Below are 26912 nucleotides of genomic sequence, written 5' to 3'. Positions count from 1 at the left end.
ACTTATCACTCCATTTCACATATTCTGCTACGAACACCAAGTACCATTGATGGCGATACACTAAGCTCATCTATACCCATCTTAATAAATCTCTCTGTAAGAGTAGTATCTGCTCCAAGTTCTCCACAGATTCCTACCCATTTACCATGCTTATGTGCACCCTGTACGGTCATCTCAATCATCCTGAGAACTGCCTCGTGATGCGGATTATAAAATCTGTCTAATCTGTTATTCTGCCTGTCAATTGCAAGTGTATACTGTGTAAGGTCATTAGTACCTATACTAAAGAAATCTACAAGCTCTGCAAGTTCCTCACTTAGCATAACTGCCGCCGGTGTCTCTATCATAATTCCCTGCTCTGGAATCTCATATGGAATATTCTCATTCTCCAGTTCCTCTGCCACCTCAGCAACAATCTTCTTAATACTTACAACTTCTTCTACAGAAATAATCATTGGATACATTATAGATAAATTACCATATTTAGCAGCTCTTAATAATGCTCTCAACTGTGTTTTGAATATATCCGGCTGTTCCAGACATATTCTTATGGCACGATAACCCAGCGCAGGATTATCCTCCTTGCCAAGACCAAGATAATCTGCTTTTTTATCTGCTCCAATATCAAGTGTACGAATAACTACTTTTTTATCAGCCATCATCTGTAATACCTGACGATATGCATTAAACTGTTCTGTTTCGTCCGGAAGTTCATCTCTTCCAAGATACAGAAACTCACTTCTGAATAATCCTATTCCTTCAGCATCATTTTCTAATACATAAGCAACATCAGATACATTTCCAATGTTCGCATAAAGGTTAATCTTTCTGCCACTCTTTGTGACTGACTCTCTTCCTTTATAATTAGCAAGCAGCTTTTTCTGTTCCTGTTCCTTCTGCTGGGCTTCCTTAGCCTGTGCTATCTGATTCTCATCCGGATTCAGGTAGAAAATTCCATTCTGACCATCTACAATTGCATTAACTCCATTGGGTAAGGATTCTAACTCAATTGGTACACCAATTAATGCTGGAATATTCATCATTCTTGCAAGAATTGCTGTATGGGAATTAGCCGAACCATGTACGAGCACAAATGCTAAAATCTTATTCTTATCCATCTGTACAGTTTCACTCGGTGTCAAATCATCTGCCACAATAATTGATGGCTCTGTGTTTTCCCAGTCAGGCTGCTCTTCACCGCTCAAATTGCTCACCAGACGATTAGATATATCCTTTACATCCGCTGAACGTGCCCTCATGTAATCGTCATCCATATTAGCAAACATGTCAGCAAAATTATCTCCTGTTATTGACACCGCATATTCTGCATTAACATTCTCATTGCATATCATATTATGAATGGCATCCTGATAATCTTCATCTTCAAGCATTATCTGATGCACTTCAAATATCTCTGCATTAACTTTACCAACCTCCTTTAATGCTTTATCATACAGCCTGGCAAGCTGTTGAAGCGTCTTTTCTTTAGCTTTGTCCAGACGCTTTAATTCTTCATCAACATTCTCAACATGTACACGCTTAATCAGACTTTCACTTTTCTTTAGAACATTAACTGGTCCGATGGCAGTACCCTTATATACTGATTTTCCAATATATTTCTCCATATTCTACCCTCTCAGATTCTAATAATAAACATTCCCCAGATATACAAATATTTATTATATTAACTAAAATGTACTAATTTCCATGTATTAAATTGTCGTTCGCTTTATTATGTTTACATATTAACAATTTTTTAACAAAATGTCCAGCATTATTTGTCATATTTTAATAAATTATGTATTTTTATTAATACATTGCAGATTAAAAGGCAATAAAAAAGACTAACCAGCCAGTGTAATTTATAATACAACGCTGATTAGTCCATATTAGTATTTCTATCTGTCCGCATTTTTCAACTTATGATTAACAGCCATCGCAACCACACCAAGTAACACAATGAAAAGAGAGATAAACTGCGATGTAGAGAATATTCCGACCTCACCTCTGTAATCGTTTCTTAAGAACTCAATTGCAAATCTTCCAAGTCCGTAGGTTATGCAATATAAGAATCCAATATTACCTGCTGCCATATGCTTTCCGGCAGCTTCCTTACCGTCAGCCTTGCGCTTCATAACAGCAGTATAAGAAAACTTAGCTGCTATTATCATAAGAAACGCCATATTAAGAAAATCTGCCCCCGATGATATAAGCTGTGTAGGAATCAGTTTAACTCCTGATGGTGCAAGTGAACCAGCCGGGAAAACAACTCCCCAGGCTGCATCTGTCTGTCTTCCGTAACAGCAGCCTGCAAGGAAACAGCCGATTCGTCCAAAGCCCTGTGCCAGCGCTATCTCAGGCATTACCAGGTCAAAATATTCAAGGAATGATAACTTCTTAATCTTTACATATATAAGGTTGCACAGTACACCTGCAATAAGTCCGCCATATACAACGAATCCCGATGAGCCAAGCACACCTATAGGATCTTCTATAAAATCCTTAAAGCTCACTATTATATACAACAGCTTTGCTCCAAGAAATCCCGATACTCCCGCAATTATCGCAATATCAATAAGAGCCTCCTCTTTCATTCCCATTTTCTTAGCCCTGTACTCGCCAACAAGCAGTGCCAGCACAAAACCTATGCCAATCATCAGTCCATAACCATGAATTACGAACTTTCCTATATGAAATAAATCTGTCTTCATAAAATCAATCTTCCTTTCTGTCACCTGTGAACCAATCCTACATCAGTCCCAGCTTTTCCTTAGCCATCGCAAGTCTTCTGTCAAATTCCGCATAAAATGCCTTATCATCAGCACATCCGGCATATGTCGTCATATAGAACACTCTTAAGTTAAATGTATTAAGAATCTTCACATTATCCTCTGAAAGTCCCGGTAGTGCCGCCTGAAGCTGCTTCACATACTCATGCCATCTGACAATATAAGAATCATACTCCGCAAGTCCCTCGATGCCAAGCCATTTTTTCAGTTTAATCTTCGATAGATTATCCTTATTACACTCGCCCTTCTGCACAATATATTTAAAATGTGTCTCATCCTCCCAGTATCTTCCAAGTGGGAACATTCTGCATATTCCCGGTCTTATCGTATGTATATTGCACAGATTATCTTCACGAAGAAAAGCACATCTTCCGTCTGATTTCTGCATTTTTAAATTAGGCATAATAATACCATCCACAACATTTAACTCAAGCTCGTTCATCGTAAGCTGTTCAAATGTTTTCCCTAATCCGGTTGTGAGCTTGTAACAGTCATATGGGTCAATCACAATCGTACTTCCCATATTCTGGCAGCATACAGTCTGACAGCCCTTACACGAGTTAGTATCAACACGCACAAGGTCATTCTCAGTATACAGTCTGCCATCCGATATATCTTCTAATGAAACATTTCTTAACATTATTCAATCCTTTCAAACGTGTACAAAAGATTATAAATCTTCACGCACATATTTACTTCACATTTAACTATAGTAAAAAATATGTATCAAATCAAGAACATTTTACTCCCATTTTTCGCCATAATGTGCTAAAATACATTCTTGTATATTTATTTTAGGAAATCTGATATTGAGAAAGGATTAAGAAAAATGAAAGATAAGATTGTTACATTTGGTGAAATTATGCTTCGTCTCTCTCCTGAGAACAACGCAAGATTTACTCAGTGCAATGCATTTGAGGCTGTTTATGGAGGTGGAGAAGCCAATACTGCTGTGTCCCTTGCTAACTTTGATGTTGATGCTAATTATGTAACAAAGCTTCCAAAACATATAATCGGACAGGCTGCAATCAACTCACTCCGTCAGTACGGCGTGGGCGTAGACCATATCGTGCGTGGCGGCGATCAGATTGGTATCTACTTCCTTGAGAAGAAGACAAGCCAGCGTCCAACTAACGTTATCTATAACAGAGCAGGTTCTGCATTTGCGCTTGCTACTGCTGATGACTTTAATTGGGACGAAATATTTGACGGTGCAACATGGTTCCATTTTTCAGGAATCACACCTGCAATCTCTGATGAGATGACTAATATCTGTATCACAGCCTGCCAGAAGGCTAAGGAAAAAGGCATGACTGTAAGCTGTGACTTAAACTACAGAAGCAAGCTCTGGTCAAGCGAAAAGGCATGTGAGGCAATGTCTCGTATATGCCAGTATGTTGATGTATGTATCGCTAACGAAGATGACGCTATCGGTATCTTCTCTATGAATCCTGCCGATGCTAATGGCGAGGAGAAAAATGCTTACATTGCCAAGGAACTTATGAAGAAATTCCCATTCAAGATGGTTGCTTCAGTATGGAGAACAGAAACTTCTATCACAACATTTAAGCTCCAGTCAATGATTTACACAGAAGGCAAGGCTTACTACAGCAAGGAATTTTTCATGCACATTCTTGACTACATCGGTGCCGGAGACGCTTACTGCGCTGGTCTTATCTACAGCCTTATCAACAACTTTGACCCTCAGAAGGCAGTTGAATTTGCTAACGCTGCAAGCTGCTTAAAGCATACTGTAAGTGGAGATTACAACTTAGTTACAGTTGACGAAGTTATGAAGCTCGCTTTCTCTGATGCTGGTAACGAAGTTCAGAGATAATTTTATTATTCATATAAAAAACTTAAAGGCAGTTAATCCCTTATATAAGAATTAACTGCCTTAGTTTTTAAGTTCATTTCATAATCACTCTTTTTCCCCGGCAACAATCCTGCCCTCATAAATCTCAATTATCTCATCTGACAGCATTTCAAGTTCTTCCTTGTCATGGCAGGCAATTATAATAAGTGCTCCTCTTTTTTTCTGCTCCTCAAGTATCTTGTGAACCTGTTTTGCACACGCTTCATCGAGCGCATTTATAGGCTCATCAAGAATTATGATATCAGGTTTTTCCATAAATGCCGCTGCTATTCCAAGCTTCTGCTTCATTCCAAGTGAATATTTTTTATAGGTTCTCTTATCGCCAGGATCCAGTCCCACCTGCTCCATTGCATGTCTTATATCTTCAATTTCAATCTTATTCTTAATACATGCCAGCATCTCAAGGTTCTTCAATCCCGTATATTCCGCCACAAACGAAGGATTCTCTATAAGAATTCCTATGCTTGGTGGAAATGTAAAATCTTTTCCCAGTATTTTCCCATCAATCTCAATTTCACCCTTCACTTTTATAAGCCCACTTATAGCACGCATAAGCATGGTTTTTCCAGAACCGTTCTTTCCCTTAAAACCATATACCATGCCACTTTCAAGTTCAAGATTAACATTATCAAGAACTCTTGCTCCTTTTATATCTTTACACACATTTCTTAATACAACCCTCATACACTATATCTCCTTTGCATTTAATATATCCATCCTGCTGACATATATATATACTGCTATTATGGATATAAGTATTATTACAACATCAGCAATCATCATATGAATACTGTCTGTTCCTCCAGCAGTATATATATTATTTCTCATACACATAAGACCATTGAATACCAGTAATACATTTCCTGAAAATATCGTTATTATCATTCCTGTTGATATAAGTAAAAGTGCTATTACAGACGAACATATCATTGATAAAAACATCTGCACCAGTGCTATGGCAAATAATGAAAGCAACGGAAGAACCAGACTCATAACCACTATTTTACCTGCTGCCACATTTGTTACATTCTCTGGATATCCATATATACGAAGCACTTCCATATGCACATCCAGTCCCGGTTCATATCCATGAATTACACTTATAATTACAATTAATATATCCGTCAACGCTGTCATATATAAAGCACTTGCAAAACACCACATAACTTTACCTGCAAACCATTTGCCAATGCTTCCACATCTGATTATTATCTGCATACCCACACTGCCAAAATCCCTGACACAATAGTTTCCTACAATAAATGCAATGCCAAGAACCATAAACAGATACTGTTCTGATATATAAAATTCTGCCATATTGTCTGGTTTAATTATTCTGCTGCCCCTGTAAAACACCTGAAACAAATCCCCCACTGATACCTGACCTGTATATCCATGTGAACCGGTTTTTCTTCCCAGACTCATATCAGCAATAATTACCAGTGCAGCTATTACAACAGTCGATATTATGTATAAATATTTTCTTTTAAATATTCCACGCGCTATATCATTTTTTAAAATATTCCAAAACATCATCGGTTTCTCCTTAAACTGTCACATTTTCCCATCAATAATATAACCATAAGCAGTACAGCCACTATCACAGCCATATACACAAGACTGCTGTATCTCCATCCATTCTGGTATACCCTGTATGTTATAAATGTTTTCAGCACTCTGGCATTTCCCTGCTCAACCAGCATATACAGATTAAGTACTATGCATATAAAATATCCGGCAATCCAGCTATGTATATATCTGTGTATTATCATCAGCATTTCCATGTTTATAATCATCATTAAAATTAATGTTATGAAAATTCCTGAAAACACTGTGATAAACTTTGTGTCTGTAAGATATGCTCCATAAACTCTCTTTGCCATCGCATTTTTTGACTGCCAGTTATCAATAATTCCATGTGTCGATACAACACCGCCTATAAACACCCAGACAGCCATAATAACTACATATAATACAATCCTGCCAATTCCCCCACCAATTACAGAAATGTAAAAATTTCTTATATTAACATACCGCACCATTCTGTTATCATCATACATTCTTCTAAAATACGATATTAAAAGAACCATAATAACAGGAATTGCTATATAAGGAACAACCCTGTAATTATATGTAATAATAAAATCTTTCACGCATGTGACGCCCTTTGCCTTTCTTGCTGCAAATGCATATTCACACACAAATAATGAAACTAAAATAACAACAGCATACAATGATATCTTTTTCCACTCCGGTGGTCTTTTCCAGATTCTCCACTTCATAAAATCCCCCTTTATTAATTATTCAATAGAAAATACCATTCTTCTCTCTAATGGATACTGTGACATAACTATGTAAACATCAGACTCTGCATATCTCTGTCTGCTATTAACCATCCATGCATCCTTATACTTTATGTTGGTTACAAATTGTACTCTCTGTGTTTCACCTGATGCCACTGTCTTAATATCAGTATTCATCCTTTCCAGAGAGTTGCTGTCACCATTAAATTCTGTACAATAGATAAATAATGATGCCAGACGGTTTATGCTTACAGCCTCCTGTCCGTTATTTTTTATATCAACAGTAAATACAAGATAATCTGAATCGTCTTTTCCTTCTGAAAATATTCCAAGCTGTTCTTTTGTGTAATCTTTTAAAATACCTGCCCTGTCATACATTTTGCATGATACCGGTGAGATACTCACATCTGCTGTAATAATATCCGCTATGTCAGGTGTATAATTAATCCATTCCCCATACCCGCATTTTTCAATCTTTTTGGATGGAAAAATCGTATTAATTCTGATTGTAAGCACAAGCCATACTGCCAGAACCACTACTGCACATACTATCAATGCTATTTTCTGCTTTCTTTGCTTTCCCGATAATCTGTCGTTATAAAACATCCATTTTCACGCCCCTTACCATAAAATGCACATATCCGCATAAAACAAGCACAACAAACAATATGCATAAAGAAACTAATGTTGTTGGCGAACTCTGTGGAACATAAAACACCTTCTGTATTGCAAGCCCCCTTATAACCGGATTACCCGAATATACAACCAGCCTTCCCGATACTATACATATAAGAAAAGGCAGCGATAATACAACAAATCTGTTATTAGCATATAATGACAGTGATAATGCCAGTCCCGCTATAAGTCCTGCAAATACAAATATCAGTGCCATATATACAATGCAATATGCAATCACATTTTTAACAGCAAGATTCATAAACAATGCCTTATAATTCGGCAGCTGGTACCAGTCATAATTAATTACCGGAAACATTGTCATTGTAAGCATAAGATTAAGTAACAACGGAAATACTGCTGAAACCCCGGCAGTCATAAACACCGCTACAGATTTGGCTGCCAGATATTCTCTTTTTTCACCTCTTACGGCTATATTCTTAAGTATTCCGGACTTCCTGTCTGTGTAAAATGATGCTGCATACGGAATAGTTATTAATAAAAATACCACCATCTGGTATATATTAATCTCTGGATTAATCATTCCACCCATCCAGCTTTCCGTAACATTTCCAACAACAGAAGACGCAATATCCGGATGATATCCGTCAAATATATGACTGACTGATGGTATAACTTCTAATACAAAATGTGCCAGTCCCAGCATCCCTCCTAATAACATTGCAGCTTTAAGTTCTTTCCCATGAAAAGCTCTGTAAAGTTCTATTCTTATCATTCGCCCCATATACATCACCTTCTTACTCAATATTAAACTTTATAAAGTTTTCCCCGTTAGCGACCTGCTGAACCCCTAAAAGGCTTAATCTCAGATAAATATTGTCATAATTAATATCCTCAGTGTCTGTCGCAACATTTCTGCCATTCTCATTTCTGTAATATTTTTTTACTATCTTGTCCGGCTCAACCATACATAAAACTATATTGCGGTGTTCCCCAGCCTTAAGTGTCATATTTCCATAATCTGCGCCTGTTGATTCTGCATAATCGTAAAATATTGATTCACATATACTCAATCTGGTAATCTCCCCATTCTCCCTGTCCAGACTATATGACTTTATTCCAGCAATATTAATTGTGGCTTCTGAATCTGAGTTATTAACAAGTTCTGCCGATATCATAAAAATCTTAGTACCAATCCCATCATATCTGCTGTCAAATGTCCCGTCTGCTTCATTGTATGTGTTAGTAAATCCTGCTTCTCTTGAATTAACCTTTTTTATCCATTCTATAAAATTACTGTCTGTACCACCAATTTCTTTATACGCATCCATATTATCAGCCAGTATAGCCTTATTTACCTTTATACTAATATTATAGTTTAAATGTGGACTTGTAAGAATTGTTCCCTCTTTAGAATAATCATCTATAATTACTGCGTCTGATGGCAACTTCATAACATCCGCTTCCATAATATATTCACGATTCGTCTCAATTCCACCAGTCTGCTCAGTTTCAGTCTCCGTCTGCTGTATATCCGTATAATCTTTATAAGAAACTCCACAACCTGATATACATGTCATACTTATCAATGCTACAAATATGCCAACAAACCATTTCTTTCTCATAAAACCCCTCCCTTTTTTGATTTAATCACACTTGCTTTTCTATATTAATATACGAAATCATGCGGAAAAAAGTTTGACAGTTTTATCAGTTATAACTGATAAAAATCAAAAAAGGATTGGAGACTTCTGACAATCTCCAATCCTTCTAAATCATCATATATTCATTTTCTAGGACTTATCCCCATACTTCTTCAGCAATTTCCTTGACAAGCTTTAACTTAGCCCACTGCTCTTCCTCAGTAAGCTTATTTCCAATCTCGCATGAAGCGAATCCACACTGTGGGCTCAGATACAGTCTGTCAAGCGGAACATATTTTGCTGCCTCATGAATTCTGTTAATAACAAGCTCCTTGTTCTCAAGGGCTGGTGTCTTAGTTGTAACAAGTCCAAGAACAACCTTCTTATCCCCTGATACCTTTGCTAATGGTGCAAATCCGCCTGAACGTTCATCATCATATTCAAGATAATAAGCATTAACATTTTCCTCACCAAAAAGTAAATCAGCAACGCTGTCGTATGCGCCTGAACTGAAGAATGTTGAATGATAGTTACCTCTGCACACATGTGTGTTGATAAGAAGATCTTCTGGTGCTGCAGCTACAACCTCGTTGTTTAACTTAAGCATAAGCTTCTTGTACTCTTCAAGAGCCTCCCCGCTTCTGCCTGTAAGTGCAACAGCAAGCTTTGGATTAACCATTCCACCCCATACGCAGTCATCAAACTGAAGATTTCTACAGCCTGCTGCATATATTTCAGTAACAAATTCATTGTAAGCCTTGATTACATCTTCTGCAAATGCTTCCTCTGTTCCGTAGATTGCAAGTGTATCTGCTAAAAGCTCTGCGCCCGTAAAATATGCGTAGAACTGTCCCGGTGAAGGAATTGTCTGCTTTGCAACAGTGTTCTCATCCTCTAATGCCTTAACGAATTTGAAATGTTCAACAAATGGATGGTCCTTTACTGATATTTTACCAACCATATATGTATCATCAATCATTGCTGCTTCTGCATCAAATGTTGTATTACCGTCAACTGTCTTTCTATGCTCAACGCCATTGAAGCCCCACATGAAATCAAGATGCCATGTAGATCTTCTGAACTCTCCATCAGTAATAACATGATATCCAAGCTCCTTAACCTTTGCTACAAGCTCTCTTATGCAGTCGTCTTCAACTGCTGTAAGCTCTGCCTTGTTAATCTTTCCGCTCTCATAATCAGCTCTTGCCTTCTTTAATCTTTCTGGTCTTAAAAAACTTCCCACATAATCATATCTGAAAGGTGTATGTAATTTACTCATGTGTATCCTCCTGTTATAAATCAATTGTAAGGATAATTGTATCAGATATGATTTGACATTTATAATACATTTTAATTGTGGTTAGCCATATCTTTAAACTATGTCTAGTTTTGCTTTATGACCTTATTTACAGGTGTGTTCACATACTGAAAGAAGCCGTTATGGATCCATCCTTCTGATAAGACCATAAAATAAGGCAGCCCCGCATAGCTGAGTCTGCCTTACTTTCTTTATTTAATGTTGATGCCACTGGCATATTGCTGCAGAAACTGTTTCTTTCCACATGGTCTTCCCAAATAATATCCCTGCAGATAATCAACCTTCATTTCTTTCATTTTCAGAAGCCATTCTTTTTCCTCGATGCCTTCTGCGCATATCCTGACGTTAATACTATGTACCATGGTGATGATATTTTTATATAATTCATAATCCCTGTCACTGTTCATCGCCTTGGCAGTAAAATCCCTATCCATTTTCACGTAACTTGGATTCATATCACGGATACAATGAAGATTCGAATATCCTGTTCCAAAATCATCGATTACAAAGGGAATCCCGTTCTTGTCCAGAGTTTTACGGAATTTACAGAACGAAGGTGTCATATCCATAAATCCGCTTTCTGTCATTTCAACACATAAGCATTCCGGCTGTAATGAATATTTTTGAATTGCATCCAGAATATCCCGCTCCACATTGCCTTGCAGGATCTGAACATAGGATACATTTACATTCATCCGAAAATCAGGAATATATTTCTGCATTTCACAGCACATTGCTGCAGCTTCGTTCAAAATATATCTTCCAGCGGGAATGATTAATCCGGTCTCTTCCAATAATGGGATAAACTCCATCGGTGAAACAAACTCCCGCCCTTCTTCCGTTATCATGGAAAAACGCATCAGTGCCTCTGCTCCAATGATCTGTTCGGACTGACAGTCCACAATCGGCTGGTAGTATACTTCAAAGCCATCATAATGGTTCACAATAGCATTACGAAGTGTTGCTATGATTCTTCCTTTATGTAAAAAGACCTCATAGTCATCCTGGTCAAAAATATAGAATCCATTTTTACCCATGCTTTTTGCCTGTTTCAAGGCAAATTCAAACTTTTTGCGGCATTCTTCGGTTCCCTCACAAAATGTTGCTGCATCTATAACACCAATAGAAATAGAAAATATAGCTTCATAATTTTCGTCTACTATGAAATTATGAAGTTTATCTGAAATCTTTTCTTTCAGTGCCACAGCTTCTTCTGCGGAGGAAGCTTCCAGATCCACGATCACATACTGATCCGCTACCAGATGGTAAATTCTCTGCTTGTCTGAAAGGCATTCCTTCATACAGCCGGCTACGCTTTTCAGGATATAATTACCATAATCAGCTCCCCTGGAGCTATTGATCGCTCCAAAATCATCAATTCCTATATGCATAAAAAATCCCTTGGTAATGGGTTCTTTTTGTGCACGCAGGTAAGCAAGGAATTCCGGACCGCCAAGCAGTCCGGTGACATTATCAGCCCTTCTCTTGTTGCCGGTCTCATTCAGACACCCGACCAGATACTCTGCATTTCCCTGCTGATCATTGACAACGATACCACGGCTGTTGATCCAGACCGGCATACCTTCTTTATCAAGCCATCTATAATGAAGATTATGTACCTTTTCTCTTCCTTCACATATATCCGCAAGATGCTTTGCCAGCATCTCACGGTCTTCTTCATATACTACATTCATAACTTCATTTGACATATCTGTCAGGATATTACTCGGTATATTAAATCGTTCCACAGCTGACTGTGAAATCTCAAAGGTATTATTCTGCAGATCAAATATATACAGATAATCGTCCATACATTCTGTAATGATCTCAAATAAAATATCAGCTGCCTGCTCTCCAAATAATTTAAATATATCATTAATCACAACAATAACCTTCCTTATGACTACTTCACTCTATTCCTGTCATTTTCTAGAATAACTTAAAGATATTCACGCGGTCATGCATCTTGGCTGCTCCCTCTGCCAGATTAATACTGATCGCAGTATTCTCTTCTGAGGATGCTGCATTGCCCTGTACCACACCGGACAGCTGTTCAATTCCCTGACCGATCTGTTCCAAGGACTCAGCCTGGGAGTTTGCTTTCTCCATGGTGTTCTGTGCAATCTCTGCAAATGACTCCATATCTGCAATGATCTGATTGAATGCGTCTGCTGTTGTTCTTGTAATCGTATTGCCATTTTCGATTTCCACTAAGGTCTTATCGATCAGATCTCTTGTATTTACAGCAGATTTTGCACTGTCTGCTGCCAACTTGCCGATCTGATCTGCCACTACTGCAAAGCCTTTTCCTGCTTCTCCTGCTCTGGCAGCTTCAATGGAAGCATTCAGGGATAACAGGTTGGTCTGGGATGCAATATCCTCGATATCTGTGATAATATTACCGATCTCCTTGGAGATTTCTGTAATGTGCTCCATTTCCATCAGCAGATCGTTCATTTTTTCTTTTTCTTCGTTCGCTTTATCTGCAGAGGCTTTTACACGTGCAGATGCGCTCTGTGTTTCCTTCGCTGTATCTGCCGCCAGATCCACGACCGTATCAATGGTGGCATTCAATTCCTCGATTACTCCTGCCTGCTCTGTTGCACCGTCCGCCAGGGATTTTGATGCATTTTCCACCTCGGATGCATTCGATGATACCTGTTCTGCCAGATTGCTGATCTCGGTCAGGGTACTGTTAAACCGTTTCAGAATATACAGCAGTGATACCTTCAATTCCGAGAAATCGCCTAGGAAATCTGTAATATCATCACCATTTCTGGTCAGGTCACCCTGCGCTATTGCCTTTACCTCCATAGAGATCTCGCTGACATAATCTGCCAGAATACCCATGGCTTCTTTCAGATTCTTAATGGTATCGCCAAGCTCATCATCAGACTCATAGGTAAGCATTTCTACATTAGATAGTTCGCCCTTACGCAGGCTGGCAACTGCTGCATCTATCTGTTCTACCGGCTCAGTAATGGAATTGGTAATGATCCTTCCGATCAGTGTCGTCACTACAGCAATCGCAAGACCCGCTGCCACAATCACGACAAATATGATGATGGTGCATACATTGGCCATGGTCTTTGCCTGATCTAATTCTACCTGGAACTCGTCACGTAATATAGTTAATTTTTCAGTAAAAGCTTTATATTCTTCATACACCTCTCCGGTCATCAGCTTTGCTGCTTCCTGCTGTTTATTCTCACGGCTCAACTTCAGGATTTCATCTGAAGCAGCCCTGTATTTTTCCCATGCAGCGTTTGCTACTTCGTAATCGTTCTGTCCTTTTTTAGCATCACTGTCTGCAGACATGATTGCATCCAGATTCGCATCTGTATCTTGGATCTGACTCTCCAGCTTCCGAATTTCCTCTTCACAGGCAGTCATATCCGATGCATCTGATTCTACCAGGTGCTGATACTGCTTGATTCTGTATTTCGCAGTCATTGTCTCTAAATCCTGCAGATATTCCAATGACGGAGACCAGACCTCCGTGATCTTCTCTATATTTGAACGGATCACTAATGTCGAGATCAGTGCCACCAACACTAAAAATAATGTCATAACAAGTACTGTCATTCGATATACTTTTAATTTTCCTGCAACCTTTAAGTTAGCTATACGCTTTTTAATCTTTTCCATGATAGTTTTCCCTTTCTTTGTAAATTATTGATCTTTTATCACATTTGTTTATCCATAAACTGCTATAAGATAGCATACTTTATTGGAAAAGTCTATAAAAAAAGCATTAAATTATTTTCTACTACATATTAGTGGTTCTATTGCTAGAAACTGGTGAAAATACTTCTTTCTGACCATCCAATCCCAAGTCTTTTGCCATTTGTTCCATATCCTTATATATCTTGTCTTTGTACTTATCATAAAGGAACTCAAATCCATCTTTGCGAAGAATTGATGGCGAATTATCCATGTGAATGCAGTCTTTCATAACACAGTCATATGCAAGATTTCTGCACATAAATAAACTGTATGTCTAGACAGCTTAAGCTGTTGTTCTGTTAACTGCAAACTGCACTTCTATTATTGTTCCTCCTGATGGGTTAGGCCTGATTGCAATACTGCCATCGTGTACCCGCACAATTTCATTAACAAGCGCAAGTCCAAGACCAACACCACCAAGCTCACGGCTTCTTGATTTATCTACGCGAAAGAAAGGTTCAAACACACGTTCCTTAAGTTCCTCTGGAATTCCACTTCCCGTATCCTCTACTGACAGATAAACCTGCTTTTCCTTCTGATATGCCTCTACTATGACCTGTCCACCAGAATGATTATATTTTATGGCATTCTCAACAAGATTATATACAAGCCTATATATAAGTATATCACTTCCAACCATATTTACATCCTTACATTTTCCAATAAGCTTTATATTCTTTTCCTGTGCAAGTGGCTCCAGATCCGCCAATACCTCATCAATAAGTGCATTAACTATAATCGTCTCATCACGTCCCACTGTCTGAAGCTCGCTCATGTCAAGGAGCGTTTTTACCATTTTACTAAGTCTTTCATTCTGTTCAGTAACCATCTTTATCGTCTGTATGGTATCTGCATCATTACCTGGATGCTTGCCAGAATTATATAAATCAAGCTGAATCTGCATTAATGATAATGGAGTCCTAAGCTCGTGTGCCGCATTCTCAGTAAACTGCCTCTGTATCTTAAATGCCTCCGATAGACGTTCAAGCATCTTATTATACGAAACACAAAGACACTTACAGAAGATATTGATGCTATACGAAAAATCGAGGAGCAGATAGCAATAGCAAATAAAACATCATATAATCGTGTAGGTTTTCCTACATTTTTATATGATAAAAAACCGACAATTTTATATTAACATTTGCACCATAAACAGGTATGCGGATAAGCCAATATAAGATATAATGACATAACAGGTGTAACAAATTGAAAAATAAAAAAAACAACTTTAATATTTATTATGTGGACAATTATGTACGATGGTGATAATCACTTTCCGCACGATGGCAAACAAGGCAGATGTGGCAGTGGTGAGGGATATAGCTGGGATGATAATGATTACAGACCTGACGGATGTCTGGAACTTCCAAGCATACTCAGCATTGCCTGTCGGTCAGTTGCAAAAAGAAGGGGCTGAAAAGCCTGCTCTTATATATACATATATCTGTCTCCTATTTTTAACTCCAGCTCATACGGATATCATACATCAGCCTTGTAAGTGCAATACTGTCTTTAGCTGTATATACATCACTGCTGCAATATCCAAGTTTTACACATCTGCTTACTTCTCTGATTTCATATTCAAAGCCATTTATATCAACCGGACACTCGATTGTTTCTGGTTCTTTTCCTTCCACCTCAAGTATCATGGTCTCGGCGTGTTGGAAATCCGGTAAAAATATACTTCCCTTTGTTCCCTCAATTCTGGCATTACGTTTTAATTCCTGCCCAATTGTCTGGACTGATTCTGCCGTACATCCATCATTATATGTCAGTTTGAGACAGCTGTAATCATCTGTTCCATACTCATTAATATGTACTTTTTGAGTTTCTACATTCTGCGGCTCATTCCCTGTAACAATACGCAGAAATCCCAGATTATAAATTCCTATGTCCAACAAAGCACCTCCACCAAGTGCAGGGTTAAATTTACGCTCTTTTCTGGCACCTGTTGCAACAAACCCATACTGACATGAAATATGTTTTATTTCTCCAATAACTCCTTGCTGTAAGATACTGTGTAAACGATCATACAATGGAAGAAACCATATCCAGAGTCCCTCCATGATAAAAAGATGCCTATCCCTTGCCAGCTTGTACAGTTCCTGTGCCTGTTTATCATTTATCGTAAACGGCTTTTCGCACAATACATGCTTTCCATGTTCAAGACATAACCTGCAATTCTCATAATGCAAGGTATTTGGTGTTGCTACATAAACAGCCTCAACATCCTGATCTTTAACCAGTGCTTCATACGAATCATAATATCTTGGGATATCATGCTCATTAGCAAAGGCTTTTGCACTTTCAATGTTACGTGAACCAACTGCTACTAACTGTTCATTTTCTTTACTCATCTGATTTATGGTTGATGCAAATTTTTTTGCAATATTACCTGTAGCCAAAATTCCCCACTTCATCTTATCTCTCCCATCGATTCTATAAATTTATATGTAATATATCCTCATTTAACAATTATTAAAGGATACAAATCTATTATACCTTATATCATCATCTTCGCATATCCATTTTATATCATATTTTATAATACAAAAGGCCAGACCCGCCAAGCCCAATGGTTACTGACGAATCTGACCTTTTACAATTACTAAAAATTTTATATATTATCCTTCAATCTCTTTAATAAGATTAACCATCTCAATAGCACCTTCAGCGCACTCAAATCCCTTATTGCCTGCCTTTGTTCCGGCGCGCTCAATTGCCTGCTCGATTGTATCTGTAGTAAGCACTCCAAACATAACAGGAATATCACTTGCTAAAGAAACATTTGCAATGCCTTTGGAAACCTCGCTACACACATAATCGTAATGGCTTGTAGCACCTCTTATAACTGCACCAAGACATATAACTGCGTCATACTTGCCGCTTTTTGCCATCTTTGAAGCTATCAATGGTATCTCAAATGCGCCCGGCACCCATGCAAGATCAATATTTTCTTCTGAAACATCATGTCTTACAAGCCCGTCTTTAGCTCCCGCAACAAGCTTAGACACAATAAATTCATTAAACCTTGCCGCTACAATACCTACCTTAATTCCACTGTCAACTAACTTACCTTCTAAAACTCTCATCATCAATTTCTCCTTATAAATAATTCATATTTTTACACTACATTTAAAATGTGTCCCATCTTTGTCTGCTTTGTCTTAAGATAGAACCTGTCAAAGCTGGTCGCATCTATCTCAATAGGCACTCTCTCACTGATTTCGATTCCAAAATCTGCAAGCTGGTATACCTTATCGGGATTGTTAGTAAGAAGCCTTAAGCTCTTAGCGCCTAAGTCTTTCAATATCTGTGCTCCTATGTAGTACTCGCGTGCGTCTCCCGGCAGACCAAGTGCCAGATTAGCCTCAAGTGTATCCATTCCCTGATCCTGAAGTGCATATGCCTTAAGCTTATTAACAAGCCCGATTCCTCTGCCCTCCTGTCTCATATAAAGAAGTACTCCCCTGCCTTCATTGTTAATCTGTGTCATCGCTGACGCTAGCTGCTGACCGCAGTCACATTTCATTGAGCCAAATGCGTCTCCAGTCAGGCACTCTGAATGTACCCTGCACAAAAGATTGCTGCCATCACCAATGTCTCCCTTTACCAATGCAACATGATGCTCGCCATTTAACTTATTAACATAACAGTGTGCCATGAATTCCCCATACTTTGTCGGCATTCTTGTAACTGCCACACACTCAACCAAGTTGTCATGTCTCTTTCTGTATTCCTGAATTGCTTTAATTGTTATGAATTTGAGATTGAATTTTTCGGACATTTCTATGAGGTCTTCTTTTCTCATCATTGTTCCGTCCGCTTTCATTATTTCACAGCACAGACCACATTCTTTAAGTCCTGCTATTCTCATAAGGTCTACTGTTGCCTCTGTATGTCCGTTTCTTTCAAGAACTCCATTAGGTTTTGAACGTAGTGGAAACATATGTCCCGGTCTTCTGAAATCCTCAGGCTTTGCTTCATCTGACACACATGCTCTTGCAGTAAAGCCTCTCTCCTCTGCCGATATTCCTGTTGTCGTCTTAACATGGTCTATTGACACTGTAAATGCAGTTTCATGGTTATCAGTATTGTCAGCAACCATCTGTGTAAGTCCCAGCTTTCTGCACAAATCTCCACTCATAGGCATGCATATAAGTCCTTTTCCATATGTCGCCATGAAATTCACATTTTCAGTAGTTGCAAATTCAGCGGCACATATCAGGTCGCCCTCATTCTCTCTGCTTTCATCATCTGAGACAAGTATCAGCTTTCCATCCTGTAAATCCTTAACTGCCTCTTCTACTGTGTTATACTCAAACATTTTCTTTTACCTTCCTTTCCCTTTGATATTTTAAAATCCATTCTTTAGCAGGAACTCTTTCGTTATCCCGCTTTTCGGCTTTTCCTTTTCAAATGTGATGAATTTCTCTATGTACTTACCGACAATATCATTTTCAAGATTAACTACATCACCAGCTTTCCTAAGTGACAGCGTTGTCGCACCTGCCGTATGCGGTATTATTGATACTGAAAAGCTCTGGCTGTCCGTCTTGGCAACCGTAAGACTTATTCCATCTATGGCAACCGAACCTTTTTCAACAATATATTTTAATATTCCGCTGTCTGTCTTAATCTGATACCATATCGCGTTATCATCCTTGGTTATCGCTGCAACTTTTCCTGTTCCATCAATATGTCCTGAAACTATATGTCCTCCGAACCTTCCATCAGCCGCCATTGCCCTTTCAAGATTAACTGCACTACCACTCACCAGTTTGCCAAGTGATGAGCGGTTCAGCGTCTCATGCATTACATCCGCATTAAATGTATTATCATATATCCCTGTCACTGTAAGGCACACACCATTGACAGCAATGCTGTCTCCTATATGTGTTCCCTCAAGGACTTTTTCTGCCTGTATTGTAAGGATTGCCGACGCCGTTCCTTTTTTCACATTATTCACATGTCCGATTTCTTCAATAATTCCCGTAAACATTACAACTCTCCTTCAATCAGAATATCGTCACCAAGAAGACGAACTGTCTTGTTTCTCAACTGATATGCTTCATCTACATTTGCAACACCCTGACCTTCAACTGCTGTCTTACTGTCTGCCCCGCCAAATATTTTAGGTGCAATGTAAGTCTGAACCCGTTTCACAATTCCAGCCTGCAATGCCGAGAAGTTAAGTGTTCCGCCTCCCTCTAGAATCACGCTGTCGATACCTTTTTCTCCAAGTATGTTCATAAGCTCTTTAAGGTCAACGTGCTGCTCTGATTCTTTTGTAATTATCACTTCACAGCCTGCATTTTCATATAAAGATTTCCTGTCGCTGTCGGTACTACATGTAGCAATTATTGTTGGTATCTGCCCTGTACTTTTTACAATTCTGCTGTCCAGCGGAGTTCTCAATCTGCTGTCGCATATGATTCGCACAGGATTGTGTGGATTGCTTACGGCTGTACTTCTACAGTCAAGCATTGGATTATCAGCAATCACAGTGCCGACACCAACCATAATTGCCGCATATCTGTGACGGTCTGCATGCACATTTTCTCTTGCCTGCTCACCCGTAATCCACTTGGAAAGTCCCTTATATGTGGCAATTTTCCCATCAAGTGTCTGTGCCGTTTTCATCACAACATATGGCTCTTTATTCCTTATGTAATGAAAGAATACATAATTCATCGCCAGACATTCTTCATTGCATACACATCCTTCAACTTTAATCCCGTGTTCTTCCAGATATTTAACACCTTTTCCACTTACCAGAGGATTAGGATCCATCGAACCTATCACAACCCTGCTTATTCCTGCCTGCACAAGTGCTTCAGTGCAAGGCGGCTGTTTCCCATGATGGCAGCACGGCTCAAGTGTCACATATATGGTTGCTCCACTGGTATCCTCCATACATCTTGAAAGTGCATCTCTTTCCGCATGAAGCTCACCATATTTCCTGTGCCAGCCTTCACCTATAATTCTATCATCCTTTACAATTACAGCTCCCACCAGCGGATTAGGATTAACCCAGCCTGTTCCTCTCTTCGCCAGTTCAATCGCCCGCTTCATGTAGAATTCATCTTCTTTTGAAAAATTGTTATTTATTTCCTGCTGCATATCTGCACCTTCTTTCTGTTCCTTCCTGTCCTGCTTTTCTCTTTCCTGATTTTCCTTGTTTGCTGTATCTTAATTTCATTCTTAATGTGCTTGTTGTTTTCCTGATTTTGCCGGTTCAAAGTCGTGATACCTATAAGTAGTCGCATTTTCAATGGTTTAGTAGGTAATTGCTTAAGTTTTCTTCAGTTTTTAGCTAAAATAAACCTACTAAAGCCACAAAAAACTTACATTTATAGGTTTTTACCAAATTTACCTGCTGCCATTCTGCTCTGAATTGCTATAATATGCCGCCAGATTGCTCAGAATTGAATCGCCGTAATATGCAGCCGCCACAATTGCCAGTTCCAACATTTCAGACCAGACTCCGCCTCAACAATACAGACATCCTAGCACGACCAAAATCCAGCCCAGACATAAAAAAAGCTTCCAAAGCAGTTTCATCTCACCACTTCAGAAGCCTTACGCCAAAATATCGAATTTCTATAATCAAATTCTTACTCTGACAATCAAAAAAACTCTGAGATAATAATTCATCTCAGAGCCAGTATCCACATTCAAGCCAGCCATTCATTCTACTATGATTACATTATGAATAACTAACTTTAATATCACTTCTTCCATCCAGACTTTACTGTCGGCTTCGGAATTACACCGAATCATGCTCTGGCTTACGCCTCGGCTCGTGGGCTTTACCACCGGTAGGGAATCACACCCTGCCCTGAAGTTCCATATGTATTAAATTGTTTATAGTATACACCCGATTTTTAAAAAATCAAGTACTTGACATATTTATTAATTTTATGATACTATACCACGGCACAATTAAATATGGTTATATTGGAAACGACACATCCCCCGGATGATAACGAACAACACATGTTTTGCTTATGTTATTATTTAAGGAGGATTTTTTTATGCCAAAAAACAAGTTTCAGGATGTTGTTTTCACAATTATTATGGCAACAATTATGGTCTATGGAATGGTCGTATATAATGTTGCCCTCAACACAGGTACTGTAAATGGTACTACTTTCTTAGCTGCAACACATGAATTGCCAATCATGGTTCCTATTGCATTCGTACTCGAATTCTTCGTTGTAGGAAAGATTGCTAAAATGCTTGCTTTCACAGTTATGCGTCCTACAGACAGACCTCAGTTCATCACATATGCAATATCAATATGCATATGCTGCATTATGTGTCCGATTATGAGTCTCGTTGCAACATTTCTTTTCAAAGAACCATCCTTTGGCATGTGGGTTAAGACATGGGCAATGAATTTCCCTATGGCAATCTGCTATCAGATGTTCTATTGCGGACCATTTGTAAGGCTTATATTCAGGGCAATATTTGTTAGAAAAAATGCTGATGCAACAGAAGCTGTAACGGCTGCAGAGGCAGAATAATATTAATCACTAAGGGGCTGTCACTTGACAGCCCCTTAAAAAAATCAATTATTTATAATATTACATTTTCAAACAAAAATACCATTACCGGCATGGTTACTATAGCACTAAGCGTTGTAATCACATTTATGGCACTGGCATATTTTGAATCATTGCCATATACCTGACACATCTGCGTAACTGTTGATGCTGAAGGTGTAATAACTGCCAAGAAAACAATAAGCATAATTTTAGGTGCATCCTGAGAAATACCAGCAAGATGGCTTAATTTTATCAAAAGAAGTGCTATAAGCGGTACAACAACCATTCTCAACAAAGAAACAAAATACAGCCTTCTGTTAGCAAAAATTTTCTTTAAATCCATCCCTGCAAAAAGCATTCCTGTAACTATCATGCTGGCAGGTCCTATCATATTGCCAACAGAGCCTATCGTATCATTAATTATTAAAGGCAGTCTGATTCTTGTAAAGAAAAGTATTACACCAACCACAATCGAGATCATATTTATATTTAACACAATCTTCTTCCAGTCATATGAACTTTCACGGCTGATTATTTTTTTACAGTGAGTCCACAAAAAGATAAGCTGCACACTCATGAAAACACATCCGTAAAGCACCCACTCCTGACCTAGAATAAATGTCACAATTGGAACAATAAGATTACCTGAATTTGAATAATAAACAGATGCTATCTCCACCTCATTCAGGTGAAACAATCTCCCCATAACTGATATAACTCCAAGCAATACAATCTGTAATGTCACTGATGCCGCCAAAGCAAGCAACAACCCATTTACTGTCTTTGATGTATAATCCACCTGAAAAGCCTTTATAATGACACATGGTATAATCAGGTATAAAACAATTTTGGATAAAACTTTACTGTCCTCATCTTTTACGATACCTGCTTTTACAATAATAAAGCCCATAAGAATCATAATGAATAGCTCTACTATCTGTTCCATAAGAAGTATGCTAATATGCATAAAAATCATCTCCTATTGTTATGATACGCCCAACGCATTATATACATCTTTTGCAATTATCATTCATCCACCAGGCATAACATTCTTTTAAGCAAAAGCCTCCTCTTTTATATAAAAAATCAATATATAAGCAGGGGAAACTTTTCCCCCACCTATATTACATATGTTCTTTGCAAATATCAAGATGCATAACTAATGCCATAGGTCGTATGTCTGATTGAATAATAGCTCCTGTCCCATACGCCGCAAATTCATATGGGAAAATCATTCTTGCTATTTGTATTGTTTAAGAAATATTTATCGGAAAGTGGCATAGATAATGACCATATCATTGAGATTGCTTTAGATGGCATTGAAAATGAGGAGTTGAGAGATCCAAAGAAGTGTTACCAGTATATTAAAGATGCAATGAAAGATGACCAGAAGTATTATCTACTTTTAGACGAAGTACAGTTTATGCCACGATTTGAGGAAGTTCTGAACAGCCTGCTTCGTATCAGCAATATTGATATATATGTGACTGGCAGTAATTCTAAGTTTCTATCCAGTGATATTGTAACTGAATTTAGAGACAGAGGAGACGAGATAAGAATATATCCGTTGTCTTTTGCAGAGTTCTATGCAGCTTTCGGTGGAGATTATGATGATACTTGGGAAGAATATATGATATATGGTGGTTTACCACAGGTGGTACAGTTCTCTATGGAACGCCAAAAGGCTGAGTATCTAAAAAACATTTTCACAAATGTTTATATTAAGGATGTTGTAGAAAGAAACAAGCTTCGAAATGTTGATGAGATTGATACATTAGTAGATATTCTCGCTTCTTCGATAGGGGCTCCTACTAATCCAACAAAAATATCAAATACTTATAAAAGTGAGCGTGGTATAAATTACAGCAATAAGACCATATCCAACCATATAGATTATCTTGTGGAGGCATTTTTGATTTCTAAAGCTGACAGATATGATATTAAAGGCAGAAAATATGTAGGGGCAAATCTGAAATACTATTTTACAGATGTGGGACTTAGAAATGCCAGATTGAATTTTAGACAGCAGGAACCTACTCATATCATGGAAAATATTGTTTACAATGAGCTACTTATCAGAGGCTATAATGTAGATGTTGGTATTGTAGACGTATATACGAAAAATGATGAAGGAAAAACAACTCGAAAGCAGTTTGAAGTTGATTTTGTGGTCAATCAGGGTAGTCAGAGATATTATATTCAGGTGGCTTACGATATGACTTCAGAGGAAAAGCAGAAGCAGGAACTTAATTCATTTAGAAATATTCCAGATTCATTTAAAAAGATTGTGATAGTAAACGGAACAAAAAAACCTTGGAGAAATGAAGAAGGCTTTGTAATCATGGGAATGAAGTATTTTTTGCTTAATGCGGATAGTTTGGAGTTATAGTATGCTTGGACTTGACAGAATTTTTTAGAATGCGGGAAGCTTCTTGCATATTAATTACTAGTCCTCATTAGAAATTCCATATGGTAACACATATTCTTCATCAGGCAGTTCTGATATTTCACCTGCATTAATGTTTTTACTCTTTTCATACACAACCTCCAGCAATTTAATAAAAAAGACCAGCAAAATGCTGGTCCTAAAATATGTATATATCCAGACATACAATCACCAACATGTGGTCAAAACATCTGGAACACTCCATTTGTCAAAAATTTCTAATATTACATTATAATGGGTAAGAACTTAAGTCAATACCTGTATTTTATCTAATGTTATTTATGCTGCACGATGTATATCTTTTTAGTTTAAGCATAGCTTTCTTCCATATCACTGATATCTTCAAGAACCTCCCTTATTCCATAAAGCATTTGCTCTTCAGTTAATTTATGTATCACTTCCCGCTTAGAGATCTGATTCTCAATTATTGGAATCAAAAGATTTCTTGCAAATTTCTTCCTATCATTACTTGCAAACATATCTTTAAGAGTTTTTCCATCTAATTTATCCTTTAATCTGTCTACGGACTTTTCTGCTTCCTTATTGCTAAGAAGATATTCTGATGCCATTTCAGTAAACACATCCTGAATTATTTCCACCATTTTATCCGCATCATCTTCAATAAAGCTTCCAACCACAGCATTTGTTACTTTCCCTGCTGCAGAACCAGCAACCATAGAACCAACTAAGCCACCCACAATTGTACCTATTCCTGGAATTGCGGAACCGATTGCTGCGCCGGCAACCCAGCCTCCTGTTCCAGCCCCTACCGTTGCAGCTGTATTTGCCATATTTTTAAACAACTGTTTTCCTGATATTCTCCCTCTGAATATGTTGGCAACATCAAAGGAAGACAGTACAACAAATGTGATGCCTGCCGTAATTGTATTGCTCCTTAAGAGCTTTGCGGCAGCTTTCATTGCCGCTGCGCCATAAATAGGCTTTGAACCTACACGGAATGCATTAATTAAAACTGCAGATGCTTTCGGCCCCATCATAGCAACTATAGCTTCTGAACTTCCTACAAGTGCACTATTAAGCCCAGCTTTAGATAATTGCGCTGCAAGTACTGATGTAATAAATGCTGTTCCACCTACTTTAAGACCTGAATATGTTGCAATTTTTATAGCATCTTCAAAATCTTCTCCATTCCACATTGATGTCGCAAATGTAATCATCGCAGTAACACCAAATGCAGAGGATGCTATTATTGTTCCGTTTACTGCATCGTATGTAAGAGATTCAACAGTTCCTGCTTTAGCAATATTTTTTGCCTGTGCATATGTAAAGTGTCCTTTCTTAACAATATTCTTTGCCTCATTAGGATCAGACACCCCCTTTACCTGTCCATTTTTTATCTTCTCCTCCATTGCCATTACAGCTTCATCATACTTATCAGATGGAACTTCTATCTTCATTGGTTTTCCATCCGTCATATATCTGAATGTACCTTTTCCATCATTTTCAAAGCATTCATTTATACATCTTTTTCCTGTAGCGCAATACTTCGACTGTATATTTACGCCATCAACAACTCTGTCAGCACCATTTTTAGCGTTATCATCTCCAACAATCTTTGCATCATGTCCTGTCAGTTTATCAAATAGGTTATTAGCTCTTTCCGCGGCAAAACCATGTCCCTGTCTTGAATGAAATTTCTCTTCTTCAAACTGATTATTAACAGTCCTAAATGCTCCTATCCCTCGACCTGCTGATTCAGCTCCGAAATTATTCTTCTTTTCATTTTCAATTTTCTTCTTCTCCGCCTTTTTGTTAGCCTCAAAGTTTTTCATTTCATTTAGGAAATTTTTTAATGGAGTCTTGTTTATAAAAGAACCTTCTATATAAAATGTGCTTCCGTCTAAAAAATCTATTGCCAATTCACGATTACAATCTTTTTTGCTACTCTTCAATATCCTCAATTGTTTTATATCATCATACCAAAGCTTTTTAGGCTTCTCCATTGTTTCCACATAATACATCTTATCATCAGTAAAAATATAACCATTTTTACCACTTCCAAATACAGTTGTATCAAGAAAACCTAGCATTGTAGTTCTATCCATCCCCTGTGCAAATGTTTGTAATGCATTATCAATTTTCTTAATAGGAATATTTCCTTTGACATGATAATTTCCAGCAGCCGTCATATCTGCCAAATACTTTCTCATTATCTCAATCTTTTCTTCATGTTCCCCCATAAAACTAATTCTCCTTATTCTCTGTCACTACATTTCCTAATAATTCAACATATCTGTGCATAAGCTCCTGCAAATAAAACCCATTCAGCCTTTTTGAAACTGGAAGACTATCAAATTTGCTGCCTGCATAATCTAAGGCCTCATTCCACAACTTATTTAATTCCAACTTTTCAGGATACATTTCCGCAAACGCTTCTTTTATTGTATCTTCTATATATATCTTCTTATCTTCAACAATTCTTTTCTTCTTATCTTCACCTGCAAGAAATGGAAAATCCATATGCATTGTTTCATTCAATAATCTGTTTATCACATCACAGTCACCATTCATGTAGCTTCTCCTTGAACCCATCTTATTCTTTCTTTACCTTTTAATCATACTTTTGCCATCAGCAAGAAATATATTTCTGTTTTTCACGCA

Annotated in this window: 24 protein-coding genes, 2 pseudogenes and 1 riboswitch; of the genes and pseudogenes, 4 read left to right on the top strand and 22 right to left on the bottom strand. The window is 37.9% G+C overall.

The window, feature by feature from the left end; all coding sequences use genetic code 11:
• Nucleotides 1–5: 5 nt before the first annotated feature.
• The 3 genes from ptsP to GKE48_RS06730 form a co-directional block, all read right to left on the bottom strand.
• Entirely contained in the window at nucleotides 6–1625 is a 1620-nt protein-coding gene (gene ptsP, locus GKE48_RS06740) for a phosphoenolpyruvate--protein phosphotransferase (protein ID WP_055213960.1), read from the bottom strand.
• Nucleotides 1626–1898: 273 nt separating this feature from the next.
• The gene (locus GKE48_RS06735; RefSeq protein ID WP_154300718.1) at nucleotides 1899–2711 is read right to left on the bottom strand and encodes a prolipoprotein diacylglyceryl transferase; all 813 of its coding nucleotides are present in this window, start codon (nucleotides 2709–2711) and stop codon (nucleotides 1899–1901) included.
• A 37-nt stretch (nucleotides 2712–2748) separates the two neighbouring features.
• On the bottom strand, nucleotides 2749–3429 hold the full coding sequence (locus GKE48_RS06730) for a YkgJ family cysteine cluster protein (protein ID WP_154300717.1): 681 nt from the start codon (nucleotides 3427–3429) through the stop codon (nucleotides 2749–2751).
• 189 nt (nucleotides 3430–3618) lie between these two features.
• Here GKE48_RS06730 and GKE48_RS06725 point away from each other — a divergent pair, with 189 nt between their 5' ends.
• A complete protein-coding gene (locus GKE48_RS06725) occupies nucleotides 3619–4626 on the top strand; it encodes a sugar kinase (RefSeq protein WP_055287840.1) in 1008 nt (335 codons plus the stop codon).
• Nucleotides 4627–4710: 84 nt separating this feature from the next.
• Here the strand turns inward: GKE48_RS06725 and GKE48_RS06720 are convergent, their stop codons facing one another.
• From GKE48_RS06720 to GKE48_RS06670, 11 genes and pseudogenes are all read right to left on the bottom strand, one after another.
• Nucleotides 4711–5349 (bottom strand): ATP-binding cassette domain-containing protein, encoded by a 639-nt coding sequence (locus GKE48_RS06720; protein ID WP_154300716.1) that lies wholly within the window; start codon nucleotides 5347–5349, stop codon nucleotides 4711–4713.
• Between the two features lie 3 nt (nucleotides 5350–5352).
• Nucleotides 5353–6201 carry a hypothetical protein gene (locus GKE48_RS06715; RefSeq protein WP_118009593.1) on the bottom strand — a complete coding sequence of 283 codons (849 nt, stop codon included), beginning with the start codon at nucleotides 6199–6201 and terminating at the stop codon, nucleotides 5353–5355.
• Nucleotides 6198–6947, bottom strand: a complete 750-nt coding sequence (locus GKE48_RS06710; RefSeq protein ID WP_154300715.1) for a hypothetical protein — start codon at nucleotides 6945–6947, stop codon at nucleotides 6198–6200. The genes GKE48_RS06715 and GKE48_RS06710 overlap by 4 nt, the downstream gene beginning before the upstream one ends.
• Before the next feature lie 18 nt (nucleotides 6948–6965).
• The gene (locus tag GKE48_RS06705) at nucleotides 6966–7574 is read right to left on the bottom strand and encodes a hypothetical protein (RefSeq protein ID WP_154300714.1); all 609 of its coding nucleotides are present in this window, start codon (nucleotides 7572–7574) and stop codon (nucleotides 6966–6968) included.
• Nucleotides 7564–8388 (bottom strand): hypothetical protein, encoded by an 825-nt coding sequence (locus tag GKE48_RS06700; protein WP_154300713.1) that lies wholly within the window; start codon nucleotides 8386–8388, stop codon nucleotides 7564–7566. The genes GKE48_RS06705 and GKE48_RS06700 overlap by 11 nt, the downstream gene beginning before the upstream one ends.
• Before the next feature lie 13 nt (nucleotides 8389–8401).
• Nucleotides 8402–9229, bottom strand: a complete 828-nt coding sequence (locus GKE48_RS06695; protein ID WP_154300712.1) for a hypothetical protein — start codon at nucleotides 9227–9229, stop codon at nucleotides 8402–8404.
• A gap of 175 nt (nucleotides 9230–9404) precedes the next feature.
• Nucleotides 9405–10526: a 5-methyltetrahydropteroyltriglutamate--homocysteine S-methyltransferase gene (locus tag GKE48_RS06690; RefSeq protein ID WP_154300711.1), complete on the bottom strand. Its 1122-nt coding sequence runs from the start codon at nucleotides 10524–10526 to the stop codon at nucleotides 9405–9407.
• 230 nt (nucleotides 10527–10756) lie between these two features.
• Complete coding sequence (locus GKE48_RS06685) at nucleotides 10757–12448, bottom strand: EAL domain-containing protein (RefSeq protein ID WP_253007774.1); 1692 nt, start codon at nucleotides 12446–12448, stop codon at nucleotides 10757–10759.
• Nucleotides 12449–12494: 46 nt separating this feature from the next.
• Complete coding sequence (locus GKE48_RS06680) at nucleotides 12495–14213, bottom strand: HAMP domain-containing methyl-accepting chemotaxis protein (RefSeq protein ID WP_055287843.1); 1719 nt, start codon at nucleotides 14211–14213, stop codon at nucleotides 12495–12497.
• 121 nt (nucleotides 14214–14334) lie between these two features.
• Nucleotides 14335–14520, bottom strand: a complete 186-nt coding sequence (locus GKE48_RS06675; protein ID WP_173016901.1) for a hypothetical protein — start codon at nucleotides 14518–14520, stop codon at nucleotides 14335–14337.
• A gap of 54 nt (nucleotides 14521–14574) precedes the next feature.
• Nucleotides 14575–15303 (bottom strand): annotated as a pseudogene (locus tag GKE48_RS06670) (sensor histidine kinase); the annotation flags it as partial.
• A gap of 231 nt (nucleotides 15304–15534) precedes the next feature.
• Here GKE48_RS06670 and GKE48_RS06665 point away from each other — a divergent pair.
• Complete coding sequence (locus GKE48_RS06665; RefSeq protein WP_173016892.1) at nucleotides 15535–15711, top strand: hypothetical protein; 177 nt, start codon at nucleotides 15535–15537, stop codon at nucleotides 15709–15711.
• Nucleotides 15712–15751: 40 nt separating this feature from the next.
• Here GKE48_RS06665 and GKE48_RS06660 read toward each other — a convergent pair whose 3' ends face one another.
• The 5 genes from GKE48_RS06660 to ribD form a co-directional block, all read right to left on the bottom strand.
• Nucleotides 15752–16714 (bottom strand): Gfo/Idh/MocA family protein, encoded by a 963-nt coding sequence (locus GKE48_RS06660; RefSeq protein ID WP_154300708.1) that lies wholly within the window; start codon nucleotides 16712–16714, stop codon nucleotides 15752–15754.
• A 204-nt stretch (nucleotides 16715–16918) separates the two neighbouring features.
• Complete coding sequence (gene ribH / locus GKE48_RS06655) at nucleotides 16919–17386, bottom strand: 6,7-dimethyl-8-ribityllumazine synthase (protein WP_022097602.1); 468 nt, start codon at nucleotides 17384–17386, stop codon at nucleotides 16919–16921.
• Between the two features lie 32 nt (nucleotides 17387–17418).
• Complete coding sequence (locus tag GKE48_RS06650) at nucleotides 17419–18621, bottom strand: bifunctional 3,4-dihydroxy-2-butanone-4-phosphate synthase/GTP cyclohydrolase II (RefSeq protein ID WP_022097603.1); 1203 nt, start codon at nucleotides 18619–18621, stop codon at nucleotides 17419–17421.
• 30 nt (nucleotides 18622–18651) lie between these two features.
• Entirely contained in the window at nucleotides 18652–19296 is a 645-nt protein-coding gene (gene ribE / locus GKE48_RS06645; RefSeq protein WP_154300707.1) for a riboflavin synthase, read from the bottom strand.
• Nucleotides 19296–20417: a bifunctional diaminohydroxyphosphoribosylaminopyrimidine deaminase/5-amino-6-(5-phosphoribosylamino)uracil reductase RibD gene (gene ribD / locus GKE48_RS06640; RefSeq protein ID WP_154300706.1), complete on the bottom strand. Its 1122-nt coding sequence runs from the start codon at nucleotides 20415–20417 to the stop codon at nucleotides 19296–19298. Before ribD ends, ribE begins: the two co-directional genes overlap by 1 nt.
• Nucleotides 20418–21022: 605 nt before the next feature.
• Nucleotides 21023–21147: riboswitch (FMN riboswitch) on the bottom strand.
• A 184-nt stretch (nucleotides 21148–21331) separates the two neighbouring features.
• Here ribD and GKE48_RS06635 point away from each other — a divergent pair.
• Nucleotides 21332–21823, top strand: coding sequence for a DUF2798 domain-containing protein (locus tag GKE48_RS06635; protein WP_022097606.1), 492 nt, complete (start codon nucleotides 21332–21334; stop codon nucleotides 21821–21823).
• A gap of 52 nt (nucleotides 21824–21875) precedes the next feature.
• Here GKE48_RS06635 and GKE48_RS06630 read toward each other — a convergent pair whose 3' ends face one another.
• The gene (locus GKE48_RS06630) at nucleotides 21876–22811 is read right to left on the bottom strand and encodes an AEC family transporter (protein ID WP_022097607.1); all 936 of its coding nucleotides are present in this window, start codon (nucleotides 22809–22811) and stop codon (nucleotides 21876–21878) included.
• A 258-nt stretch (nucleotides 22812–23069) separates the two neighbouring features.
• Between GKE48_RS06630 and GKE48_RS06625 the strand changes: the two are divergent.
• Nucleotides 23070–24233: pseudogene (locus GKE48_RS06625) on the top strand (ATP-binding protein); the annotation flags it as partial.
• 365 nt (nucleotides 24234–24598) lie between these two features.
• Here the strand turns inward: GKE48_RS06625 and GKE48_RS14535 are convergent.
• Complete coding sequence (locus GKE48_RS14535; RefSeq protein WP_173016900.1) at nucleotides 24599–26491, bottom strand: glycine zipper 2TM domain-containing protein; 1893 nt, start codon at nucleotides 26489–26491, stop codon at nucleotides 24599–24601.
• Nucleotides 26492–26495: 4 nt separating this feature from the next.
• Nucleotides 26496–26843: a hypothetical protein gene (locus tag GKE48_RS06615; RefSeq protein WP_173016899.1), complete on the bottom strand. Its 348-nt coding sequence runs from the start codon at nucleotides 26841–26843 to the stop codon at nucleotides 26496–26498.
• Nucleotides 26844–26912: the final 69 nt, after the last annotated feature.

Origin of the sequence: Lachnospira eligens (assembly GCF_009680455.1) — a bacterium.
Lineage (GTDB): Bacteria > Bacillota > Clostridia > Lachnospirales > Lachnospiraceae > Lachnospira > Lachnospira eligens_A.
Note: the sequence above shows the minus strand (reverse complement) of the source record. Positions and strands in the feature narration are given on the sequence as shown.